General features: G+C 29.0%; 26 protein-coding genes and 1 pseudogene. 13 read left to right on the top strand and 14 right to left on the bottom strand.

Going from position 1 to position 21,609, the window contains the following annotated elements:
* The first annotated feature begins 117 nt into the window (after positions 1 to 117).
* Entirely contained in the window at positions 118 to 1,290 is a 1,173-nt protein-coding gene (gene fabV / locus GXM21_RS06295) for an enoyl-ACP reductase FabV (RefSeq protein WP_008537904.1), read from the top strand.
* A gap of 102 nt (positions 1,291 to 1,392) precedes the next feature.
* Here fabV and GXM21_RS06290 read toward each other — a convergent pair whose 3' ends face one another.
* From GXM21_RS06290 to GXM21_RS06280, 3 genes are all read right to left on the bottom strand, one after another.
* Complete coding sequence (locus GXM21_RS06290; protein WP_008537905.1) at positions 1,393 to 1,833, bottom strand: DUF805 domain-containing protein; 441 nt, start codon at positions 1,831 to 1,833, stop codon at positions 1,393 to 1,395.
* Between the two features lie 10 nt (positions 1,834 to 1,843).
* Entirely contained in the window at positions 1,844 to 2,224 is a 381-nt protein-coding gene (locus GXM21_RS06285) for a DUF805 domain-containing protein (protein ID WP_008537907.1), read from the bottom strand.
* A gap of 122 nt (positions 2,225 to 2,346) precedes the next feature.
* On the bottom strand, positions 2,347 to 2,703 hold the full coding sequence (locus GXM21_RS06280; RefSeq protein ID WP_115151406.1) for a hypothetical protein: 357 nt from the start codon (positions 2,701 to 2,703) through the stop codon (positions 2,347 to 2,349).
* A 215-nt stretch (positions 2,704 to 2,918) separates the two neighbouring features.
* Here GXM21_RS06280 and GXM21_RS06275 point away from each other — a divergent pair, with 215 nt between their 5' ends.
* Together GXM21_RS06275 and GXM21_RS06270 are read left to right on the top strand one after the other, a co-directional pair.
* Positions 2,919 to 3,806, top strand: coding sequence for an AraC family transcriptional regulator (locus GXM21_RS06275; RefSeq protein ID WP_008540272.1), 888 nt, complete (start codon positions 2,919 to 2,921; stop codon positions 3,804 to 3,806).
* Positions 3,799 to 4,509 carry a thiamine diphosphokinase gene (locus GXM21_RS06270; protein WP_008540273.1) on the top strand — a complete coding sequence of 237 codons (711 nt, stop codon included), beginning with the start codon at positions 3,799 to 3,801 and terminating at the stop codon, positions 4,507 to 4,509. The genes GXM21_RS06275 and GXM21_RS06270 overlap by 8 nt, the downstream gene beginning before the upstream one ends.
* Before the next feature lie 54 nt (positions 4,510 to 4,563).
* Here GXM21_RS06270 and GXM21_RS13020 read toward each other — a convergent pair whose 3' ends face one another.
* Together GXM21_RS13020 and GXM21_RS13015 are read right to left on the bottom strand one after the other, a co-directional pair.
* Positions 4,564 to 4,800, bottom strand: a complete 237-nt coding sequence (locus tag GXM21_RS13020) for a hypothetical protein (protein WP_008540274.1) — start codon at positions 4,798 to 4,800, stop codon at positions 4,564 to 4,566.
* Between the two features lie 36 nt (positions 4,801 to 4,836).
* Positions 4,837 to 4,959, bottom strand: coding sequence for a pyridoxamine 5'-phosphate oxidase family protein (locus GXM21_RS13015; RefSeq protein WP_008540275.1), 123 nt, complete (start codon positions 4,957 to 4,959; stop codon positions 4,837 to 4,839).
* Between the two features lie 234 nt (positions 4,960 to 5,193).
* Between GXM21_RS13015 and GXM21_RS06260 the strand changes: the two genes are divergently transcribed.
* A complete protein-coding gene (locus tag GXM21_RS06260) occupies positions 5,194 to 5,523 on the top strand; it encodes a winged helix-turn-helix transcriptional regulator (protein ID WP_018999372.1) in 330 nt (109 codons plus the stop codon).
* 47 nt (positions 5,524 to 5,570) lie between these two features.
* Here the strand turns inward: GXM21_RS06260 and GXM21_RS06255 are convergent.
* The 9 genes and pseudogenes from GXM21_RS06255 to GXM21_RS06215 all read right to left on the bottom strand — a co-directional run.
* Positions 5,571 to 5,816: pseudogene (locus GXM21_RS06255) on the bottom strand (transposase); the annotation flags it as partial.
* 75 nt (positions 5,817 to 5,891) lie between these two features.
* Positions 5,892 to 7,136 (bottom strand): peptidase U32 family protein, encoded by a 1,245-nt coding sequence (locus GXM21_RS06250; protein ID WP_008537909.1) that lies wholly within the window; start codon positions 7,134 to 7,136, stop codon positions 5,892 to 5,894.
* Between the two features lie 15 nt (positions 7,137 to 7,151).
* Positions 7,152 to 7,754 (bottom strand): O-methyltransferase, encoded by a 603-nt coding sequence (locus GXM21_RS06245; protein WP_008537910.1) that lies wholly within the window; start codon positions 7,752 to 7,754, stop codon positions 7,152 to 7,154.
* A gap of 24 nt (positions 7,755 to 7,778) precedes the next feature.
* Positions 7,779 to 8,813, bottom strand: a complete 1,035-nt coding sequence (gene mltG / locus GXM21_RS06240; RefSeq protein ID WP_008537911.1) for an endolytic transglycosylase MltG — start codon at positions 8,811 to 8,813, stop codon at positions 7,779 to 7,781.
* A gap of 32 nt (positions 8,814 to 8,845) precedes the next feature.
* Complete coding sequence (gene smpB, locus GXM21_RS06235; protein ID WP_008537912.1) at positions 8,846 to 9,319, bottom strand: SsrA-binding protein SmpB; 474 nt, start codon at positions 9,317 to 9,319, stop codon at positions 8,846 to 8,848.
* A gap of 30 nt (positions 9,320 to 9,349) precedes the next feature.
* Positions 9,350 to 11,836 carry a ribonuclease R gene (gene rnr / locus GXM21_RS06230; protein ID WP_008537913.1) on the bottom strand — a complete coding sequence of 829 codons (2,487 nt, stop codon included), beginning with the start codon at positions 11,834 to 11,836 and terminating at the stop codon, positions 9,350 to 9,352.
* A 31-nt stretch (positions 11,837 to 11,867) separates the two neighbouring features.
* Positions 11,868 to 12,602: an alpha/beta hydrolase gene (locus tag GXM21_RS06225; RefSeq protein WP_008537915.1), complete on the bottom strand. Its 735-nt coding sequence runs from the start codon at positions 12,600 to 12,602 to the stop codon at positions 11,868 to 11,870.
* A gap of 123 nt (positions 12,603 to 12,725) precedes the next feature.
* The gene (gene secG, locus GXM21_RS06220; protein ID WP_008537917.1) at positions 12,726 to 12,956 is read right to left on the bottom strand and encodes a preprotein translocase subunit SecG; all 231 of its coding nucleotides are present in this window, start codon (positions 12,954 to 12,956) and stop codon (positions 12,726 to 12,728) included.
* Between the two features lie 149 nt (positions 12,957 to 13,105).
* Positions 13,106 to 14,053, bottom strand: a complete 948-nt coding sequence (locus tag GXM21_RS06215) for an NAD(P)-dependent oxidoreductase (RefSeq protein WP_008537918.1) — start codon at positions 14,051 to 14,053, stop codon at positions 13,106 to 13,108.
* A gap of 141 nt (positions 14,054 to 14,194) precedes the next feature.
* Here GXM21_RS06215 and GXM21_RS06210 point away from each other — a divergent pair, with 141 nt between their 5' ends.
* The 9 genes from GXM21_RS06210 (at position 14,195) to GXM21_RS06165 (ending at position 21,547) form a co-directional block, all read left to right on the top strand.
* The gene (locus GXM21_RS06210) at positions 14,195 to 15,064 is read left to right on the top strand and encodes a LysR family transcriptional regulator (protein ID WP_008537919.1); all 870 of its coding nucleotides are present in this window, start codon (positions 14,195 to 14,197) and stop codon (positions 15,062 to 15,064) included.
* Positions 15,065 to 15,219: 155 nt separating this feature from the next.
* On the top strand, positions 15,220 to 15,576 hold the full coding sequence (locus GXM21_RS06205; RefSeq protein ID WP_008537920.1) for a helix-turn-helix domain-containing protein: 357 nt from the start codon (positions 15,220 to 15,222) through the stop codon (positions 15,574 to 15,576).
* Positions 15,577 to 15,644: 68 nt separating this feature from the next.
* Positions 15,645 to 16,496, top strand: coding sequence for an aldo/keto reductase (locus GXM21_RS06200; RefSeq protein ID WP_008537921.1), 852 nt, complete (start codon positions 15,645 to 15,647; stop codon positions 16,494 to 16,496).
* A 17-nt stretch (positions 16,497 to 16,513) separates the two neighbouring features.
* Positions 16,514 to 17,515 (top strand): aldo/keto reductase, encoded by a 1,002-nt coding sequence (locus GXM21_RS06195; RefSeq protein WP_008537922.1) that lies wholly within the window; start codon positions 16,514 to 16,516, stop codon positions 17,513 to 17,515.
* 88 nt (positions 17,516 to 17,603) lie between these two features.
* Positions 17,604 to 18,032 carry a flavodoxin gene (locus tag GXM21_RS06190; RefSeq protein ID WP_008537926.1) on the top strand — a complete coding sequence of 143 codons (429 nt, stop codon included), beginning with the start codon at positions 17,604 to 17,606 and terminating at the stop codon, positions 18,030 to 18,032.
* A gap of 783 nt (positions 18,033 to 18,815) precedes the next feature.
* Positions 18,816 to 19,325 carry a cyclophilin-like fold protein gene (locus tag GXM21_RS06180; protein ID WP_008537928.1) on the top strand — a complete coding sequence of 170 codons (510 nt, stop codon included), beginning with the start codon at positions 18,816 to 18,818 and terminating at the stop codon, positions 19,323 to 19,325.
* Between the two features lie 11 nt (positions 19,326 to 19,336).
* On the top strand, positions 19,337 to 20,002 hold the full coding sequence (locus GXM21_RS06175; RefSeq protein WP_008537929.1) for a flavodoxin family protein: 666 nt from the start codon (positions 19,337 to 19,339) through the stop codon (positions 20,000 to 20,002).
* Positions 20,003 to 20,031: 29 nt separating this feature from the next.
* Entirely contained in the window at positions 20,032 to 20,736 is a 705-nt protein-coding gene (locus GXM21_RS06170; RefSeq protein ID WP_008537930.1) for a carboxymuconolactone decarboxylase family protein, read from the top strand.
* Positions 20,737 to 20,887: 151 nt separating this feature from the next.
* Complete coding sequence (locus GXM21_RS06165; RefSeq protein WP_008537931.1) at positions 20,888 to 21,547, top strand: P-loop NTPase fold protein; 660 nt, start codon at positions 20,888 to 20,890, stop codon at positions 21,545 to 21,547.
* Positions 21,548 to 21,609: the final 62 nt, after the last annotated feature.

Genomic DNA, 21,609 nt, shown 5'->3' with positions numbered 1-21,609 from the left:
GTATAATATAAATAATATATATATTTATATTAATATTATTCAAATTAATAATCCTATATATTAATTAAAATAATATAATATAAAACTTAGCGATAACTAAGTAAAGGAGAATATTTTATGATTATCAAGCCAAGAGTAAAAGATTTTATCTGTTTAACTTCTCACCCTGAAGGCTGTAAAGAAAATGTACGCCGTCAAATCGAATATGTAAAAAGTCAGCCAAAGGTTGAACTTGGTAAACGTGTATTAGTATTAGGTGCTTCTACAGGTTATGGCTTAGCATCTCGTATTTGTGCAACATACGCGAGCGGTGCTTCTACAATTGGAGTTATTTTTGATAAACCAGCACATGGTAAAAGAACTGCAACTGCTGGTTGGTATAATACAGCTGCTTTTGAAGAATTTGCAAAAAATGATGGCTATTATGCTAAAACAATAAATGGTGATGCTTTCTCTCAAACTATTAAAGAAAAAACTATTGAACTTATAAAAAAAGATTTAGGCAAAATTGATATGGTCGTTTATTCCTTAGCTGCTCCTCGTCGTACAACAGATGATGGAACTATGTATTCTTCCGTATTAAAAACTGTTGATGAACCTTTCACTGCTAAGACTTTAAATTTAAAAACAAATGAATTAACTGAAGCTACTTTACCTCCTGCTACTCCTGAAGAAGTAGAAGCTACTATTAAAGTTATGGGTGGCGAAGATTGGGCTGATTGGATGCATGCTTTAAAAGATGCTGATGTTTTAACTGAAAATGCTTGCACTGTAGCATATTCTTATATTGGTTCTAAGATTACATACCCAATATATTATGAAGGTACTATCGGTGCTGCTAAACAACATCTTTATAAAACAGCTGATGCTTTACGTCAAGAAGGTTTTAATGCTATTATCTCTGTAAATAAAGCTTTAGTTACACAGTCTAGTTCTGCTATTCCTATTGTTCCTTTATATGTGGCGGTTATGTATCGTGTAATGAAAGATAAAAATGTTCATGAAGGTACTATCGAACAAATGTATCGTTTATGGCATGAATACCTCTCTCAACCACAACCAAAAGTAGATGATGAACACCGTATTCGCATTGATGATTTAGAAATGAGAGACGATGTACAAAATACTATTTTTGAATACTGGGATAAAGTAACTACTGAAAACTTAACTCAATATGCTGATGTAGATGGTTATTGGAATGACTTCTACAATCTCTTTGGCTTTGGTTTTGATAATGTAGATTATGATGCTGATGTAAATCCAGAAGTAAATCTTGATTTAGTTGAATAATACAAACTCAAACAAATTTATATATTTTTTAGAGTAGAGAGTCTTCTCTACTCTATTTTTTTTGATAAAAAGTTTCCACTAATGATAAAAGCAGTAATGTATTTAAACATTACTGCTTTTTGTTAATTCTAAAGGATTTTCACCATATTTATTTGGACCATTTGTTCCTTTAGCCAGAATCAAATACAAAATAAAAATGAAATAACCAAAAGGGAAAACGATAGGAAATATTATCCACCAACCACTAAAATTCAAATCGTGCAAACGTCGTATCATCAAAAAATTAAGTGGTAAAAATAATATTATTAAGATTAAAGAAGCTACTAAAATAAGTAAAATAGGAATTACTTCTATTTGTGATAAAACATTTAAATCATTTACATTTTCGCCTAAAATAGCAATAGATAATGCACTAGCTAAACCTAATAAAGTAATAATCCCTATAAAAGCCAATGATATGACAATCAAAAAGATTATATAATAAATAAATGGCTTTCGATTTAATCTACCTTCTGTAGAGAAATATTTTTCTTCTAAATTCATAAAAAACTCCTTATAAATCCAAACTTAAAGGGTCTTTTCCATATTTATTATCACCATCAGTCCCTTTTATTAAACATAAATAAGCAAAAAATAGCATATTTATCAATGGAATTACACATAAAATTATCCATACAGCCGATTTATCTAAATCATGCAAACGTTTAATTCCTAAAAATAAACTAGGTAATAATGCTAATTCAATCAATGTAGATACTATACTTACACTAATATCAACTACTGTCCCATCTGTCGTACTGATAATCACTAAAAACGTTGGTATTATCAAAAATAGACAAAATAAGATAAAACATACTGCATATAAGATAAATATTTTACGATTTATGCGACCTTTTGTAGATAAAAATCGTTCTTCTAGAGATGCATTTTTCATTTTATTTTTATCTCCTTGAATTTTATTTTACTTATATTATAAAATAAAAATTCATTATTTAATAGTTTTTGCAATAAAAAAAGCATAGTATGACGCTATGCTTGTATATTTTATCTATTTTTTCATGCGCTATAAGCTTTTTTAGTAACTAAATTAGCCAATTTATTAATATAATAATTAGTAAAACGAACTTCAATATCACGAGTAAATTGAGCTAAAATATTATTATCTTTTAAAATGCCTTCATGATAATCTATAACCAATTGTAAATCTTGATTTAAATCTATTTTCTGACCATACATATCATAAGCAAAAATCTGTGTATTAATAATTTCAATAATGAAATCAACTCCAACACCTAAATCATTATTGCAAATTGTTTGCCATTCATTTGCATCAAATTCTCTAGCTAAAAGATTTCTTTCATATACTAAATAATCTTTATGGTTATATCTATATTTTTTCATTACTAATGACATTATGCCCAACTCCTTAAACAGTAATTATCTATAATCAATATCTTTGTTTCATATTTTCAAATTGATTATATTATATATTATAGATATAACAAATACTATATGATAAATGCAAAAAACATTGCAAAAAATGCTCTAAAATTTTATCGTTGATAAAAATTTTTTTGCCAAAAAGCGTAAGATAAAGTATAGTATAATTTATGAAAAGAGGGATAGCTATGGAATATCAAAAAAAAGGCTATTTAACATCTTATTTTAAATTATTTCATCTCAAAGATGTCCAAAAAATAGAAATCAAAGCACATTATCACGAATTTGATAAAATAATTTTATTCTTAAGTGGTAAAGTTAAATATAATATTGAAGGGCAAACTTATCAATTATTTCCCTATGATATTGTTTTTGTACCTCATAATTGTATTCATTATCCTACTATTAGCGATACAGCAACATATGAACGTATTGTCCTTTATATTGACCCTAATTATCTAAAAAATAAAATAGATACTACAGATAAATTAGATTTTTGTTTTAATTATACTCAAGAACATAATTCATATGTTATGAATTTAGACAATATCAATGAAAATGATATCTTGAAACAAATCCAAATTTTAGAAAGCTCCTTTAATGATAAAGGTTTTGCACATGAGTTATACAGTAATCTAAAATTCTTAGAATTTATGATTTTAATAAATAGAGCCATTATCAATGATAATAAAAATTTGACTATTCATCATAAAGTTTCCTATGATAAAACTATTAATTCTGTTATTGATTATATAAATGAACATTTATTTACAGAATTAAATATTGATTATCTAGCTAATCATTTTTTTGTAAGTAAATATTACTTAATGCGAAAATTTAAATTAAAAACAGGCTACAGTATTCATCAATATATATTAAATAAACGATTAATAGTGGCTAAAGAAAAGATTAAATCTGGAATAGCTTTAACTCAAATATGCTTTGACTGTGGTTTTAAAGACTATTCCACTTTTTCAAGAACCTTTAAACAAATTTTTAAACAAACACCGAGAGAATTCAAAAAAGCTCTTAATGAAAAAACTGATATATATAAAGAGGCTAAACAATATGAATAATATCTTAGAACTTCCTCAACTAATAGCAAAATTTAGTTATGAATTACCTAAAAATCAAACAGTACTAATAAGTGGAGGTAATCCACCTGATGTACAGTGGTTAAAATCCATCTGTGAAAATAAAAATATTTTTTGTGCTGACCATGGCATAGATATATGTAAAGAAGCTGATATCAAACCACTTCAATTAATTGGTGATGGTGATAGTGCTACTTCTGAAGCATGGCAATGGGCTGTAGATAATGATGTTACTATAACAAAAGTTCCTACAAAAAAAGATGTTACTGATACGCAATTAGCACTTCAAATAATTGATGATAAATATCCAGCTTCAACTGTCATTTTAACAGGTGCATGGGGCGGACGTTTTGACCATGCTTTTAGCACTATATTTAGTTTTAATGGCATGTTAAATAAAAATTTTTGTGGTTGTATTGCTGATGAAAAAGAAATTTTATTCTTTTTACATAATGAAGAACATCTAACCCTAAATCTCAAACAAACACCAAAAGCCATCTCACTACTTCCTTTAGGTGGCACTTGTAGCGGTGTTAGCATCAATGGTGTATATTGGCCACTTGACCAAGTCATGCTCAATAATAATTTACCTTATGCTGTAAGTAATGAAGTAAATAATAAAGAAAATACCATCTGGATATCCCAAAAACAAGGTATATTAGGTGTATATCTATACTTTGAATAAAAATTATATTAATAGAAAAGCAAGATATATTACTTAGTATCTTGCTTTTTTTACTCAAAAAACATATGGTTCTTTACCAGAAAAATCAGCTATTGTGCCATGAGGATTTTCTAGATAAAATACTTTAAAAATAGGATTATCAGCTGTTTTATATTGACTTTTAATAATAGGATTATTCATATAAGCTTCTTTTATTTCCTTATTTTCTTCAAAAACAACTTTTCCATTTAAACGAAGCCATGCATATTGAGGAGAAGCAATAGATATTTCAATATATGGATTTTTTTGCATATCTTTATAAACATCTTTAGTATTATTTGTACTAAATCAAAGTTTATTATCTTTTGCTAAAACAAACATAAATGGTCTACATTTTGCTTTGCCGTCTCTACCAACTGTGGCAAGATATTGTACAGGATTTTGTTGTAAAAATTCAATTACTTTTTTCATTATAAAGACCTCCTAGAAAATTTTCATTTCTTATTTTTATAAAACCTATTTTATACTTGCGATATATAGCTGTAAAGTAAGCACTTTTTTGTTATTTAGTTACCTCTAAGTAACAATTATATAAACTATAGGATTTTTTATAGATAAAAATTTTTAAATTTAATTCATAAATTGACTTTCTTAATTTTCATTTATATAATAAATAATAATTTATCTAGAAATGGTGAACATATTATGCTAAAAACAAAAAATTTACCCCAATGTCCTGTAGAAACAACACTTATGTTAATAGGTGATAAATGGAAAGTATTAATTTTACGTGATTTGGCTTCGGGAACAAAAAGATTTGGTGAATTAAAAAAATCTCTAGGAAATATTTCTCAAAAAGTGTTAACAACTCAATTAAGAGATATGGAAAAAAACGGTCTTATTTATCGAACAGTATATGCTGAAGTTCCTCCGCGTGTTGAATACACTTTAACCGAAACAGGTATTAGTTTAAAACCTATTCTAGAAGCAATGAAAACTTGGGGCGAAGCTTATCAAATGAAACTATCTCAATAAAAAAAGCGTTATAATCTGATGTGCACCCAAAATATTGGACATATTAATTAGGCTACTAATTGAAACTTAATTCTGTATTCTACAGGACTAAGTCCTTTTAGTTTTATCTTTATCCGTTTTGTATTATAATATTTTATATAAGATTTTAACTCTTTTATAAAATCTTCAACGGATTTGAATTTTTTTAAATAGAATAATTCGCTTTTTAGTAAACCAAAGAAATTTTCTATTACGGCATTATCTAAGCAATTGCCTTTTCGGCTCATGCTTTGGATAATGCCTTTTTCTTTTAATAATTGAACTGCACCCCAAAAGTTGGACAAAAAACAACTTTTGGGGTGCAGTTCAGATTATAACGCTTTTTTTATTTAATTTTCTTCAGCAACTACATCACGTCTTAAAATTGTATATGGCACAACAGGTTTATCCATTTTCATAGTAATAATCTGTTGTGGATGTGGTGCTACTTCTATGGAAATACCTTCATCATTAAACATTTCTGTAATAGTTTGTTTAAATAAAGGTGCATCAGGCTGGAAGAATTCTATTTCTTGTCCAACTGTTAAATGATTACGTTGCTGTATAGTAGCAATTTTAGTTTCTTCATCATAATCAAGTACTAAGCCTACAAAATCAGATGTATGTTCATAAGATGTTGTGTTGTAAATTTGATCATCACAAGAAGTTTTATGATAAGAGAAACCACTTGTATATTCACGATGAGAAACTTTATTTAATTCATCTATCCATTCTTGTTTAATCGTGAATTCTTCTGGATTTTCAAAATAACTATCGATAGCATGACGGTATGCACTTACTACACTAGCTACATAATGAATAGATTTCATGCGACCTTCAATTTTTAAGCTATCTACACCACATTCGATGATATCTTTTAGATAAGGAAGTAAACACATATCTTTAGAATTAAAGAAATATGTTCCATTTTCATCTTCAGTTACAGGGAAAAATTGACCAGGACGTTTTTCTTCAGTTAAATTATATTTCCAACGGCAAGGTTGAGTACATGCTCCACGATTAGAATCTCTACCTGTTAAATAATTACTGATTAAGCAACGACCAGAATAAGAAATACACATTGCACCATGTACAAACATTTCTAATTCCACATCAGTTTTTTCACGAATTTCTTTTATCTCAGCAAAAGAAAGTTCACGAGCTAATACAACACGTTCTGCTCCTAAATCTTGCCATGCTTTAACAGCTCTCCAGTTTGTATTATTAGCCTGTGTACTGATATGAACTTCAAGATTTGGCACTTCATTTTTAATGAGCATGAATAAACCGATATCAGATACTAAAACAGCATCAACACCAACTTCTACCAATTCTTGTAGATATGGTAAAATCTCATTTATATCATTATTATGCGGAAAAATATTTGCTGTTACATAAACTTTTCTACCACGTTCATGAGCAAATTTGACGCCTTCAATCATTTCTTCTTTAGAAAAATTACCGCCATAAGCACGAAGCCCAAAGCGTTTTCCGCCAAGATATACAGCATCTGCTCCATATAAAATAGCCATTTTCAATTTTTCTAAATTTCCTGCTGGTGCTAATAATTCAGGTTTTTTTATTGTATTTTGCATTGTTCCTCCAAATAATTAATTAGTTTTCAATCTTTTAGTTAAAGCCAAACCATCGCCATTTTCAAAAATCTCTGTTGTAAATTTATCTGTATCACTTACCATAGCAATATATTCACGCAATCTTTTTACAATCGTCTTATATCGGCGAGGTGGCTTTTCTTCACTCATTACATAACCGCGAAATAATACATTATCAGCTAAAATAATGCCATCATCAGCTAATAATGGTAATACTTTCTGCAAATAATCAGGATATTGTCCTTTCGCTGCATCGATAAAAACCATATCAAATTTATAATTTTTATCTAGTTTTTCTATATTTTTAGCGGCATCACCTAAAATAATTTTAATCTGTTCTCTATATGCAGATTGATTTATAAAATCTTGAGCCTGTTTTGCGCGTTCTTCATCTAATTCCAAAGAAATAATCTTTGCATTTTCTGCACCATAATAAGTAGTTAATAATGCAGAATAACCTATCGCAGTACCAATTTCCAAAACTCTTTGTGGCTTATATTTTTTTATTATCTCAATAAAAACCTTTCTACCATTTTCATTGATAATTGGTACTTTATTTTCTTTCGCAAAATCTTCCATTTGCTTAAATAAAGCTTCCACGTTTTAATTCCTCTTACTTATTATTTATTCACCATATATTTCTTCAATAACTTTTAAATGTTCATCATACGTTACACTATAATGATTATGACCTTCACTATCTGCCACAAAATACAAATAATCTGTAGTTGCTGGATATAATACAGCTTCAATAGAAGCAAGACCAGGATTTCCAATTGGCCCTGGAGTCAATCCTTCATGTTGATACGTATTATATGGAGAATCTAGTTTTGTATCTTCAATGCTAAATTCTTCCTTATGTTCATCTAAAGCATATTGAATAGTCGCATCAGATTGTAACATCATATGATTTTCTAGTCGTTTGAAAAATACATCAGCGATAATTGGTCTATCTTCTGCAAATTTAGCTTCTTTTTCCACCAAAGATGCCATAGTTACCAATTCAAAAATAGATAAATTTTCCTCTTTAGCACGTTCACGCATTTCACTATTTAACCTATGGTCAAAATTATCTACCATGATTTGCATGATTTGTTTTGCACCATAAGACCTATCAATATCGTAAGTATCAGGAAATAAAAAACCCTCTACAGCATATTTGATATCCTTATTTTCTGTAGCCTCCTTCATATAATCATATGGAGTATAATCTTTTGCTACTTTGCAAAATTCCTCTTTTGTAGTCAAATTTTCTTTTTCTAATAAATTAGCAATATCTTCTACAGTGAAGCCTTCTGGAATAGTTATTCTAACTACTTGATTTTCTGGCCCTTGAACCAATCTATCAAGAACAGAATTTATATTCATACCCACACGAAAATAATAAATACCTTCTTTAAATTGAGTATCCTTACCTTCCAAACGAGCTAAAATGCGAAAACCAAGACCATTGTTTATTATAGCATGTTCTTGCAAATTTTGAGCAATTTCTTCTGTAGACATGCCACTTTCTATTTTTATAGAAATATTATCGCCATGTCCTTCATCATCGCCGATGAAAAATAAATTATATCCGCCTAAAAATATTAATACTACAGCCAAGCCAATTCTAACTTGATACTTAGTAGTAGTTAATATAGATTTTATCTTTTCCCACATAAATAATTAATCACCATCTCACTTAGCTATATTTAATATTTTTGACGTTCTTTCAATGCACGTTCAACATCACGTTTTGCAGCTTTTTCTGCCAAAGCTTGACGTTTATCATAATTTTTCTTACCAGTAGCAAGACCTAAAGCCACTTTTGCTCTACCTTTGCTAAAATAAACTTTTAATGGTACTAATGTAAAACCTTTTTCTTTGATCTTACTGGATAATTTTACTATTTCTATTTTATGCATCAGTAATTTTCTAGCACGAAGTGGATCATGATTGAAAATATTGCCCTGTTCATAAGGACTGATATGCATATTATCCAAAAAGATTTCATTGTTTTTGATTTTAGCAAAGCTATCTTTTAAATTAGCTTTGCCAGCACGAAGAGATTTAACTTCTGTACCTACTAAAACAATCCCAGCTTCATATGTTTCATGAATAAAATAATCATGACGAGCCTTTCTATTTTCACAAACAATTTTTACACTTGCATTTTTCTTTCCCATAAAATCAACCTTACTTATTGTCTAAAATATTTATTTTTTACGGCGTTTGCCTTTTGAAACTCTATCACGCACACGTTCTTTGGTGCCACTTTTTTTACGAGTTTTCTTCGTATAAATTTTATCATAAAAAGCACTTTTCTTGTTATCTTTTTTCTTACCTTCTATTTTTGCAATAGATTTCTTTCTTTTTTCCTCTATTTTTTTATGCTCTTTATCTTTACGTTTTTTGCGTTTATATTTATCCGCTTGCTTTTTGCTTGCTTTATTTTCTTTAGAAAAATTTTCCTTAATCTTTAAATCTTTTTTCACATTATTATTGATTTCTGTAAAAAATGGTTTAGCGATTATATCATCTTCAAAAACAAGTGGCATCTTACCATTATCTTTTAAAATAAAATCAATAGAACGTTCTTTGATACTTGCTCTTGTCAAAATAACAGTTACTTCATCACCTAAACGATATCTGAAATTAGTCATTTCGCCAACGAGTGCATATTCTTTCTCCATATATTCATAATAATCATTTACCATAGTAGATACATGAACTAAACCTTCTACGCCATTATCTAATTCTACAAAAATACCAAAAGCAGTAACACCACTGATAATACCATGGAATTCATTACCCAAGAAACGAGCCATATATTCAATTTCTTTAATTAAAGTCGTCTCACGTTCTGCTTCTGTAGCCACACGCTCTTGTTTAGATGTATGTGTAGCCACTTCAGGTAATCTTGATTTCAATTTTTCTTGACGTTCTGCTGTCATTTTTCCATTTAATTGTTCTTTTAATAAACGATGAACGATTAAATCTGGATAACGTCTAATTGGTGAAGTAAAATGCGTATAGTATTTAGCAGCTAAGCCAAAATGCCCTAAATTTTCTGCTTTATATTTAGCTTGTTGCATACTGCGCAAAGCTACAGCAGAAATAATTTTTTCTTCTGGCTTTCCTTTTATAGAATTTAATACTTCTTGAACAGCTCTAGGTTCAATTTCACCTTCAGTATTGCGATTTAAATGCAAATTAAAATTAGCCAATAATTCATTTAAGGCAAACATTTTATCTTCTACAGGCTCTTCATGCACACGATAAATAAAAGGTAATTCTTTTTTAGCCATATATTCAGCTACAGTTTCATTCGCCACTAACATACATTCTTCAATGATAGATTCACCCAAACCATGCTCACGTTTTACAAGACCTACAGCTTGACCTTTAGCATTTAATTTTACTTTAACTTCAGGAATATCAAAATCTATAGAACCACGCATTTGACGTCGTTTATTTAAAACTTTATATACTGCTTCTAAATTATGCAACAATGGCAAAATATCTTGATTGTCCTCAATCATTTGCACATCTTTTTCCACTAAGATGCGATTTACTAATTTATACGTTAATCGACGATATACATGAATAACTGTAGGGAAAATATCGTATTTAATAACAGAGCCATTTGCGTCAATTTCCATCTCTGCACACATGGAAAGTCTATCTTCGCCAGCATTTAAACTACAGATACCATTGGATAATTCTACAGGCAACATAGGAATAACTCTATCTGCTAAATATACACTTGTACCGCGATTATATGCCTCTTTATCTAAAGGTGAAAAAGCTTTTACATAATAACTAACATCAGCAATATACACACCTAAGAAAAAATTTCCATTTGGCAATTTTTCTGCATAAACACCATCATCTAAATCTTTGGCATCTTCACCATCAATAGTTACTATTTGTAAATGGCGTCTGTCTTTGCGTTTATTGCATTCTGCCTTACTAGGTACTTGCTCAATCTGTTTAGCTTCTTCTTGTACATCTACAGGAAATTGCTCTGATAAATCATATTGACGCATTACTGATAAAATATCTACACCAGGTGCACCTATTTTCCCAAGAACTTCTATAATTTTCCCTTCTGGACTATGATTTTTTGTCGGCCATTTAGTGATTTCAGCAACTACTTTCATGCCTACTTTTGCCCCATTAAAATTGCGACCTTCAATAAAAATATCTTGATTTAAACGGCTATCATCGGGCACTACGAAACCAAAAGTTCTACTGCTTTCAAATGTACCTACAACTTTATTATTAGCACGTTCTAATATACGAATAACTTCGCCTTCACGCTTAGTAAAACTACTTCTTTCAGTAGTAATGCGTACTAAAACCTTATCATTATTCATCGCTGAATTTAACATACCAGCAGGAATGAAAATATCATCAACTTTAGCTTTACCTTCTTCTAGCCCATTATCTGGAATAACAAAACCAAATCCTTTAGCTGTAATACTCATTTTCCCTATAACCAAATTCATATGTTTTGGTAAACCAAATAGACCGCTTCGATTTTGAATTAATAGATTTTTTCGCTCTAATTCTTCCATCACAGAGGGTAATTGCTTTATCTCATCTGCTTCTAAAGCCAAAGCATATAATAAATCTTCCGGACTCATCGGTCTTTTAGCTTTAGTTTGCATATATTCCATTATTTTTTCTTGTAAACTCATAAATTTATCCTCTATCTAATCTCTAAATAATTTATTTCAAAAATTTCTCTATTTTATTAAATAATTTATCATGTTCAATATCTAAAGTAACTAAATGACCTGAAAAATTCAATTTAAATAATTGTTTATCCTTGCTACCAATATGGTCATAAATATATTGACCACTTTCTTCTTTTACTGTATGGTCATTTTTACTTTGAACAATCAAAATTGGTTTTGAAATTTCTGGTAGAATTTCTTTTGTTTTGGCTATTATCTCTAATAATTGATGCACACAGACAAGTGGCATTTTATTATAAGATACATTGTATCTCTTAGCTAGTTCAGGTAATTCTCGTCTATTTTTACGCTGATATCGTCCCACTGATTTTTCAAGTGGTGGTAAAAATCTTAAATTGCGTTCATTAGCTATATATACAGGAGCAGACATTGAAATTATTTTTTTCACAGGAAAATCCCTGCCAATTCGCATAGCTAATAAACCGCCCATAGATAGACCAATTACAGATATTTCACTGCAAATGCCACGCAATAAATGATATCCATCACATGCACTATGATACCATTCATGCCAATTAGTATTAGCCATTTCTTCTACAGTTGTACCATGACCAGCCAAGCGCACACCTAATACAGTATAACCTTGTCTGTATAAATAATTTCCTAATAATATCATTTCAGAAGGCGAGCCTGTAAATCCATGTATCAATAATACACCCTTTGAACCTCCAGGTAACAAAAATGGCTCTGCACCACTAGTAATCATAAAAATACCTCCTAAATTTTAAAATATTATTATAAATGACTTATTAAATAAAATATTACACTATTTGATAAAAAAAAATCTCTATCTACTTTAAATTAATTCAAATAGATAGAGAATAGTTTTTTATGCTACCATTTTAGCTATGATTAAAGTAATTATCATAAACAGTACAGCAAAAAACACAGTGAAACGGGCCATTAATGCGTCCATACCGCGAGCACTGCTACTAAAAGCCGTTTCATTTTGTCCTGATAAACTTCCCATGCCAGCAGTCTTACCTTCTTGCATAAGCACAGAAGCAATCAAGCCAATTGCTACTAACGCATCTATAATCATCAAAATAGTCAATAACATATTTATCCTCCCCACAAACTTAAACCTGCTAGTACTATAATAGCATATCTATATCTTTGATTACAAGTTATAAATTCGCTAGAATAAAGCCCTATAAAATCAGACCATATCTTTATATAAATAGATTTTCTAATGTCTTCTATAAAATATTACATAATATTTTGTGGTTTTCCCTCAATCCATTTTGCAATGTTTTCTAAAGCTATAATAGCTCTTTTCTGCATAGCTTCTTGCGTATCAAATCCAATATGTGGAGATAACACAACATTTTTAGCAGTCAACAATGGGTTTTCTGCTCCAATAGGTGGTTCTGTATCAAAAACATCAACGCTAGCACCAGCAATTTTCCCCTTATTTAAAGCATCAGCTAAAGCTTGAGTATCGATAACTTTTCCTCTAGCTGTATTGATTAAAATAGCATTTTTCTTCATCAAAGCAATTTTTTCTGCATTTATCATAGATGTAGTTTCTTTTGTAAGTGGCATATGCAGTGAAATAATATCGCATTCTTTCAAAATAGTATCCATATCCACAAATTCAAATTCACTATTTTCAGGAATATGTCTGCGATAACAATATACTTCACAACCAAAAGCTTTAGCTAATTTTGCTACTTTTAAGCCAATAGCACCTGCTCCAATAATACCAAATTTTTTACGACAAAGTTCTAATCCGCGAAGACCATTACTTGTTTCATGATTTTTTGTAGCCATACCACACTCAGCTAATTTTCTATATAGGCTTATACACATACCGATTACAAGCTCGCTAACAGCTTCATTTGCATATCCTGAACAATTAGAAACTAATATATTATGTTCATGACAATAATCCATATCTACATGGTCTACACCAGTAAAAGCAACAGAGAGCATTTTTAAATTACTACATGCTTTTAAAACATTTTCTCTATATGGTTTATTAGCTATTATCACTGCATCAGCATCTTTACAGCGTTTGATTTTTTCTTCATCGCTATCTGCTAAAGAATTATAATATTTGATTTCTACATCTTGAGGTAAAATATCTTTTGCTAATTCATTCAATGTTTTTTCATCTATACCTATCGTTTCCGCTATAACTAATTTTAAACTCATAAATCCACTTCCTAACCATAAATTTATCCACTATAAAAATTTATTCGCTATTAAATAATAAATACCTGCAAATTAAATTCTAGCCAAATATATTTATATATCCTATAATTACATCAAATAAAAATTTTAGAAGGTGCTTTTATGGAATTTCGTTTATTAAAATATTTTTTAATGGTAGCTCGCGAAGAAAATATAACAAAAGCAGCTAATTTGTTGCATATTACACAGCCCACTTTATCTAGACAACTTATCCAATTAGAAGAAGAACTTGGAGTAACTTTATTTCAACGAAGTAAGCATCGTATTATTTTAACTGAAGATGGTATGTTATTGCGTCGTCGAGCCAATGAAATAATTTCTTTGATGGAAAAAACACAACAAGAGCTGACAAAAGAATGCGATGATTTAGTTGGAGAAATTTCTATAGGTTGTGGTGAAACTCAAAATATGTCATATTTATCTCAAAAAATAAAAGAATTCCATAAAGTTCATCCATTAGTAAAATTCCATATTCATAGTACTACTGCAGATGAAATTAAAGAACGCATAGAAAATGGTCTTTTAGATATGGGATTAGTAACTGAACCAGTTGATATTAGTAAATATAATTTCTTTCGTTTACCGCAAAAAGAGCAATGGGGCATTTTAGTCCATGAAAAACATAGATTGGCTCAAAAAACATTTATCACACCTGACGATTTAATCAATGAACCACTAATCATTGCTAAACGTACAGCAGTACAAAATGAATTAATTAATTGGTTTAATAATTCTTCAGAAAAATTAAACATTGTAGCAACGTATAATCTAATTTTAAATGCTGCCAATATGGTAAAACATCAAATTGGTGTAGCCCTTTGTTTTAATCTTAATTTTGATAACTTGTATCAAGATTTACGCTTCATACCATTATTTCCTGAAATAAAAACAGGAGCAGTTCTCATTTGGAAGAAAAATCATATATATTCACAAACTATGTCTCATTTTATCAAAAGTATTAAAAATGCTTAAAAAGCATTATTTATTATGAAATATAAGTATTAGTCATAATTAAACAAATATATTACAATGTAGGTGTTCAAAGAAATAGAATACCTACTTTTTTATTTTGCAAAATAAAATGCTCATTATTAAATTTAATTAAAACAAAATAAGGAAGTATTAAGATGACAATTGATGAAGCAAGCAAACTTTATAACATTCCCCTAGAAATTTTGCATGAATATGAAAAATGGGGTTTATGTAATGCAGTAAAAAAAGTCATGGGTTCATGGCAATATGATGATAGTGATTTAGAAAATCTAAATTTAATCATGACCTTACATGATATAGGTTTTAGCATTGAAGAAATTGAAAATTACATGCGTCTATTGCTCGATAAAAATAATCATAGTGATAAATTACAATTATATAGTTTAAATAAAAAACGCAATGAACTTCTTGATGAAATCCATTTCCGTGAAAAACAATTAGAACGCTTAAATTATCTTCGTTACAAAATCGAACATAAATATACTAAATAATAAAAAAATTATTGACTTAGAGTTAGCTACAAGGATTAAGATTAAATTATAAACCGAGGTACTTACAAATGGATAAACTTACATTAAACAACCAAGTAACAATACCACTTACAGGATTAGGTGTTTATCAAATAAACAATCTTGACGAATGTGAACATACTGTATTAAATGCTTTAAAAATAGGTTATCGTTTAATAGATACAGATGCTTGTTATGGCAACGAAAAAGCCGTTGGCAAGGCAATCAAAAAAAGTCAAATTCCTCGTGAAGATATTTTTATATCGTCTAAAGTTTGGATACAAGATGCTGGTTACCAAAAAACAAAACAATCATTTGCTAGAACATTAGAAAATTTACAAACAGATTATTTAGATTTATATCTTATTCATATGCCTTTTGGTGATTACCATGGCAGTTGGCAAGCTATGGAAGAATTATATGCTTCTGGAAAAATAAAAGCTATTGGCGTTTGCAATTTTCTACCAGATAGATTAGTTGATTTAATTTTAACTCATAATATTATACCAGCAATTAATCAAATAGAACTCCATTTACTTTGTCAACAACAAGAATTATTAAAACTCATGAAAAAATATGATATAAAACCTATGGCATGGGCTCCATTTATTGAAGGTAAAGAAAAAATTTTTGAAAATCCTCTATTGATTTCTTTAGCTAAAAAATATAACAAAACTACAGCACAGATTATTTTGAAATGGCTAAGACAAAATAATATCATCAGTATTCCAAAATCTACAAATTATACACATCTTCAAGAAAATATACAACTAAATAATTTTACTTTAACAGCAGAAGAATTAGATACTCTTACTCAATTAGATAAAAAACATAGCATTATTCTTGACTTACACGATATAAATGAAGTTTATCGCTTGCACAATATTAAATTTATCCAATAATCAAAGGAGGCATAGCCATGCAATATAGATATTTAGGTAAAGATAAATTAAAAGTATCTGCTTTGGGCTTAGGTTGTATGGGATTTACTCAAAGTTATCCGCCATATCTTCCTGAAAATGAAGCTATCTTCGTGTTACAGCAAGCCGTTGATTTAGGTATTAACTTTTTTGATACAGCTGAAGTATATGGCCCATATACAAATGAAGAATTATTAGGCAAAGCATTAAAACCATATCGTTCCCAAATTATTCTCGCTACAAAATTCGGTTTTGATTTAGCTCATAAAATGGATAATGCTAATAGACCAGTGGCGCTTTCTAGTAAACCTAAAGATATTCGCAATGCACTTGAAGACTCTTTGAAACGATTGCAAACAGATTACATTGATTTATATTATCAACATCGTGTTGACCCACAAACTCCGATTGAAGAAGTAGCAGAAACTATGAAAGATTTAATCAAAGAAGGAAAGATTTTACATTGGGGATTATCAGAAGCTAGTGTAAAGACTATCCGTAAAGCTCATGCTATCTGCCCTGTAACTGCTGTACAAAGTGAATATTCCATGTGGTATCGTGAAGTTGAACAAGAATTATTACCTACTCTTGAAGAACTTAATATCGGCTTTGTTCCTTTCAGTCCTTTAGGTAAAGCTATTTTAACAGGACGATTTAATAAAGATACTCATTTTGCTAAAGATGATTTTCGCAGTCAAATACCTCGTTTCAATAGCGAAAATTTAAATCACAATTATATTTTAATCGAATATGTACAAAAATTAGCACAAGAAAAACAAGTTTTACCTGCACAAATTGCTCTTGGTTGGCTTTTAGCTCAAAAACCTTGGATAGTACCTATTCCTGGAACTAAAAAAGTTTCTCGACTAAAGGAAAATATCAATAGTATAAATGTAACATTCTCTGCTGAAGAATTATCCATGATTAACAAACATTTAAATTCAATCAATCTTCAAGGTGCAAGATATCCTCAATCACAAGAAAATTTAATAGATAAATAAATTTATATTAAAAAATTTTATAAAAGAAGGTATTTATATATCTAATACATTAATAGTTTATTATTCTCATTCTGGTAATACACGCAAAATGGCAAAAATTATTGCCGAACAACTTCATGCTGACTGTTTAGAAATTATTCCACAAAAACCTTATCCCCAAGCCTATAATGCAGTTGTCAATCAAGCTAAACATGAAATTTCTCAAAACTATCAACCTGACATCAAAGATATTCAAATAGATTTAAATAAATATTCCACTATTTTTATTGGCTCACCTAATTGGTGGAGTACTATTGCACCACCTATACTCACTTTCATTATGCAAAATCAAAATCATTTAATAAATAAAGAAGTCATTCCATTCTGTACTCATGGTGGAGGTGGCTTCGGTCATATCCCTCAAGATATAAAAAAATTATGTTCTCAATCAAAAATTCTCACAGGATTAGCTTCTTATGATAGCACTGCTTCAAATACAGATATTCATAAATGGTTAACTAAAATAAATATTTTATAATCATTTTAATTGAATTATCACTTGAATTCTAAGAAAGGAGTAGCTTATGACTTTAAAATTTAAATCAAAAATCGTCTTAGATATCATCATGTTCATACTATTATTATTATGTATGTCATATTCATTAATAGGCACAAAGTGGCATGAATATTTAGGCATTATCCTTTGCATAGGATTTATAATTCATTGTATATTACAAAAAAATTACTTTGCCAAGATAATATCTTTAAAATACACACTTTATAATTCGTTTATTTTAATAATTAATCTACTCACTTTCTTAACTATGTTTGGATTAATTATCAGTAGTCTTATATTTTTAGATTATATCCCACTATTTCTAAAAACCTCTTTTCCCAATTTAATCAATTTTGCTCGTACATTGCATCTACTGTCAGCTTATTGGGGTTTTATTTTAATATCTATGCATCTAGGATTACATTGGCAAATTTTTTATAATCTAATAACTAAATATACAAAAAATAAATTATCTTATTTGCTAAATTCTAAATTAATATTATGGATAATTTTTCTCTATGGATTAAATAACTTTATACATTATGATTTAATTTCATATATGTTGTTACAAAATAATTTTGTATATTTTAATCCATCTCAATCTTTACTATCATTTTTTGTGGATTACTTATCTATCGTAGCTACTTTCATAATTTTATCTAACTATTTACGAAAAAGCTTTCTAAATTTTCAAACAAAAGATTGTATTTTATCACATATTTTATATAAATTAGATAAAAAATAAACATACAGAAGGTTATTATCATGAAAAAAATCTTTCTACTGCTAAGTTTATTATTAATGACCTTTTCTCTAACAGCTTGCAATGCTCAAGTAGAACCAACTCAAGATAATACTACAACTAATACTAATGTAAAAACAACAACTGAAACTACATCGTCATCAACTTTAACACAAACTAAAATTATAAAATTAACAACTACTAATAATCAAACTATTGAAATCGAATTAAATAATAGTCCAGCTGCTAATGATTTATATAATCAATTACCACTATCCATAGATTTAGAGGATTATAGTACAAATGAAAAAATATTCTATCCACCTAATAAATTAAATACAGAAAGCACACCTAAAGCCACACCTAAAATCGGAACTTTAGCTTATTATGAGCCATGGGGAGATGTTGTTATTTTCTATGATGATTTCCATGCTAACAACGATTTATATGAATTAGGCCATGTTATTTCTGGTGAAGATATAGTATCCGAGCTATCAGGTATAGTAACTATTGAAACTATGCCTAATCAATGAGGTTATTTATCATGAACCGTAGAGATTTTATCAAATTAAGTGGCTCAGGTTTATTGACTCTATTTTTGAGTGGTTGTGGATTATCTGCATTGACAAATAAACCTGAAACAACAGCTAATGCTAATGATCATATAGGAGAAAATAAAATGAAAATTGTAGTTATTACAGGTAGTCCTCATAAAGCAGGAACTTCAGCTTTATTAGCTGATAAATTTATCGAAGGAGCAACAAGTGCTGGACATGAAGTCTTTCGTTTTAATTCTGCATTTGAAGATATTCATCCTTGCCAAGGTTGCGACCATTGTGGCATGAATGGGCCTTGTATTCAAAACGATGCTATTGAACAAACACTTATGCCAAAATTAATTGGTGCGGATTTAATTGTTTTAATTACACCTCTTTATTATTATGGTATGTCTGCCCAAATAAAAACTGTTGTTGATAGATTTTATTCACGTACAGGCTCCTTGCATCGTAAAAAATCAATTTTAATGGCAACTGCTTATAATAGTGCTGATTGGACTATGGAAGCTTTAGTTCACCATTATGAAACGCTAGTGCGTTATATGGAATGGCAAGATATCGGCAAAGTCTTAGCCATTGGTTGTGGCTCTCGTCCTATCATTGAACGTACAGAATTTCCTAATCAAGCATATCAAATAGGCTACAACCTTTAATAAAATTCATTTAAAAGTGAGGGATATTTATGAAATACTTATTATCTATATTGACCTTTTGTAGTGTTTTATTCTTAGGCATAAGTTCTAGTTTTGCTAATTATCAAGCTGGTTCTTTGACAGCAAAACAGCAAGCTATCATTCCTATTGCTTCTTATACAGCTACTGGAGATTTAAATAATTTAAAAACAGCTGTAAATGAAGGCTTAGATAATGGATTAACTATCAACGAAACAAAAGAAATAATGGTTCATCTCTATGCTTATTGTGGTTTTCCTCGTGCCTTAAATGGTCTTGCTACTGTAGATGAAGTTTTATCCGAACGACAAAGCAAAAATATTCATGATACTATGGGCAATGATGCAACACCATTACCAGCAAATACAGATATTTTAGCTCTAGGTACTAGAGTTCAAACTCAATTAGCAGGAGCACCAGTAAATATTGCTAGTTCTTCTGGCATTGATTATATGTTAAAAGCACATCTTTTCGGTGATTTATTTGCTCGCGATATCTTGACTTATCTAGAACGTGAAATTGCTACAATCTCCGCTTTAGCAAGTATGAACGGAACAGAGAGTCAACTTTTATCCCATTTAAATATCGGTATCAATGCAGGACTTAGCAAAACTCAATTACAAGATATAATCAATACTTTAGATGCAAAAGTTAATACACAATTAGCTCAACATGCTCAAGAAAACCTAAATAACTATCTTGCCTCTTCTAAATAAAATATCATATAAAAAAGATACACCTTAAAAGTTATTTTCATTAACCTTTGAGGTGTATTTTTTATGTTATAATAATTAATTATATACAAATAGAAAATATGTTAGAAAAATATTATATAACTAAAGAAGAAATTTAAGGAAAATAATAATTATGAATATAAATAATGATAAACTAATAAATATTGTTACAGATTATTTATTAGAAGACAGATATACACAAGCTATTTTAATAGATGGCAAATGGGGTACAGGAAAAACTTTCTTTGTAAAAGAAAAGCTTATACCTACCTTAAAAAATGATAGTTCTCTAAAATATACTAATATATATTATCTATCGCTGTATGATATAAAAGACCTTAACGAACTAACTAACAAAATATATTTAACTCTATTTGAAAATTTCTTTAAAAATAAATTTGGAGAAAAACGAGGAAAAAATATAACTAATAAATTAAATTTATTTTCAAAAGCAATAAATATAGGATTAAACGCACTTAATAATTCAAATATTTTAGGATTTAACATAACTAAAGATGATTTACCTAAATTTGAAGATCTTATAGATTTAAAAAATATCTCATTATTCTTAGATGATGTCGAACGATGTAAAATAGATATTAATGAATTACTTAGCTTCATAAATACATTAACTGAACAAAATAATATAAAAGTTGTTCTTATTGCTAATGAAGAAGAGATAAATTATACCCAATTTTATAATAATCTTCCTGAAAAATATATGTTAACACTAAACGAAAAAATAGACTTTAACAAATTATCTACTGATAATAATCAAAAAAAGAACAATTAGATAAAGAGCAATTAATAGATCGTGTACATTATTTATTTTCTATTAAAGACCTTTATACCAAA

This window comes from Megamonas funiformis (assembly GCF_010669225.1).
Lineage (GTDB): Bacteria > Bacillota > Negativicutes > Selenomonadales > Selenomonadaceae > Megamonas > Megamonas funiformis.
Note: the sequence above shows the minus strand (reverse complement) of the source record. Positions and strands in the feature narration are given on the sequence as shown.

Excerpts from the sequence above, each read along its gene's own strand:
- GXM21_RS06210 (WP_008537919.1), top strand. The coding sequence starts at position 14,195 with ATGGAATTTCGTTTATTAAAATATTTTTTAATGGTAGCTCGCGAAGAA.
- GXM21_RS06200 (WP_008537921.1), top strand. The coding sequence starts at position 15,645 with ATGGATAAACTTACATTAAACAACCAAGTAACAATACCACTTACAGGA.
- GXM21_RS06180 (WP_008537928.1), top strand. The coding sequence starts at position 18,816 with ATGAAAAAAATCTTTCTACTGCTAAGTTTATTATTAATGACCTTTTCT.
- secG (WP_008537917.1), bottom strand. The coding sequence starts at position 12,956 with ATGTTATTGACTATTTTGATGATTATAGATGCGTTAGTAGCAATTGGC.
- mltG (WP_008537911.1), bottom strand. The coding sequence starts at position 8,813 with ATGTGGGAAAAGATAAAATCTATATTAACTACTACTAAGTATCAAGTT.
- GXM21_RS06215 (WP_008537918.1), bottom strand. The coding sequence starts at position 14,053 with ATGAGTTTAAAATTAGTTATAGCGGAAACGATAGGTATAGATGAAAAA.
- GXM21_RS06250 (WP_008537909.1), bottom strand. The coding sequence starts at position 7,136 with ATGCAAAATACAATAAAAAAACCTGAATTATTAGCACCAGCAGGAAAT.
- rnr (WP_008537913.1), bottom strand. The coding sequence starts at position 11,836 with ATGAGTTTACAAGAAAAAATAATGGAATATATGCAAACTAAAGCTAAA.
- GXM21_RS06190 (WP_008537926.1), top strand. The coding sequence starts at position 17,604 with ATGGCAAAAATTATTGCCGAACAACTTCATGCTGACTGTTTAGAAATT.
- GXM21_RS06205 (WP_008537920.1), top strand. The coding sequence starts at position 15,220 with ATGACAATTGATGAAGCAAGCAAACTTTATAACATTCCCCTAGAAATT.
- GXM21_RS06170 (WP_008537930.1), top strand. The coding sequence starts at position 20,032 with ATGAAATACTTATTATCTATATTGACCTTTTGTAGTGTTTTATTCTTA.
- GXM21_RS06195 (WP_008537922.1), top strand. The coding sequence starts at position 16,514 with ATGCAATATAGATATTTAGGTAAAGATAAATTAAAAGTATCTGCTTTG.
- GXM21_RS06270 (WP_008540273.1), top strand. The coding sequence starts at position 3,799 with ATGAATAATATCTTAGAACTTCCTCAACTAATAGCAAAATTTAGTTAT.
- GXM21_RS06225 (WP_008537915.1), bottom strand. The coding sequence starts at position 12,602 with ATGATTACTAGTGGTGCAGAGCCATTTTTGTTACCTGGAGGTTCAAAG.
- smpB (WP_008537912.1), bottom strand. The coding sequence starts at position 9,319 with ATGGGAAAGAAAAATGCAAGTGTAAAAATTGTTTGTGAAAATAGAAAG.
- GXM21_RS06165 (WP_008537931.1), top strand. The coding sequence starts at position 20,888 with ATGAATATAAATAATGATAAACTAATAAATATTGTTACAGATTATTTA.
- GXM21_RS13020 (WP_008540274.1), bottom strand. The coding sequence starts at position 4,800 with ATGCAAAAAAATCCATATATTGAAATATCTATTGCTTCTCCTCAATAT.
- fabV (WP_008537904.1), top strand. The coding sequence starts at position 118 with ATGATTATCAAGCCAAGAGTAAAAGATTTTATCTGTTTAACTTCTCAC.
- GXM21_RS06280 (WP_115151406.1), bottom strand. The coding sequence starts at position 2,703 with ATGTCATTAGTAATGAAAAAATATAGATATAACCATAAAGATTATTTA.
- GXM21_RS06175 (WP_008537929.1), top strand. The coding sequence starts at position 19,337 with ATGAACCGTAGAGATTTTATCAAATTAAGTGGCTCAGGTTTATTGACT.
- GXM21_RS06290 (WP_008537905.1), bottom strand. The coding sequence starts at position 1,833 with ATGAATTTAGAAGAAAAATATTTCTCTACAGAAGGTAGATTAAATCGA.
- GXM21_RS13015 (WP_008540275.1), bottom strand. The coding sequence starts at position 4,959 with ATGAAAAAAGTAATTGAATTTTTACAACAAAATCCTGTACAATATCTT.
- GXM21_RS06275 (WP_008540272.1), top strand. The coding sequence starts at position 2,919 with ATGGAATATCAAAAAAAAGGCTATTTAACATCTTATTTTAAATTATTT.
- GXM21_RS06285 (WP_008537907.1), bottom strand. The coding sequence starts at position 2,224 with ATGAAAAATGCATCTCTAGAAGAACGATTTTTATCTACAAAAGGTCGC.
- GXM21_RS06260 (WP_018999372.1), top strand. The coding sequence starts at position 5,194 with ATGCTAAAAACAAAAAATTTACCCCAATGTCCTGTAGAAACAACACTT.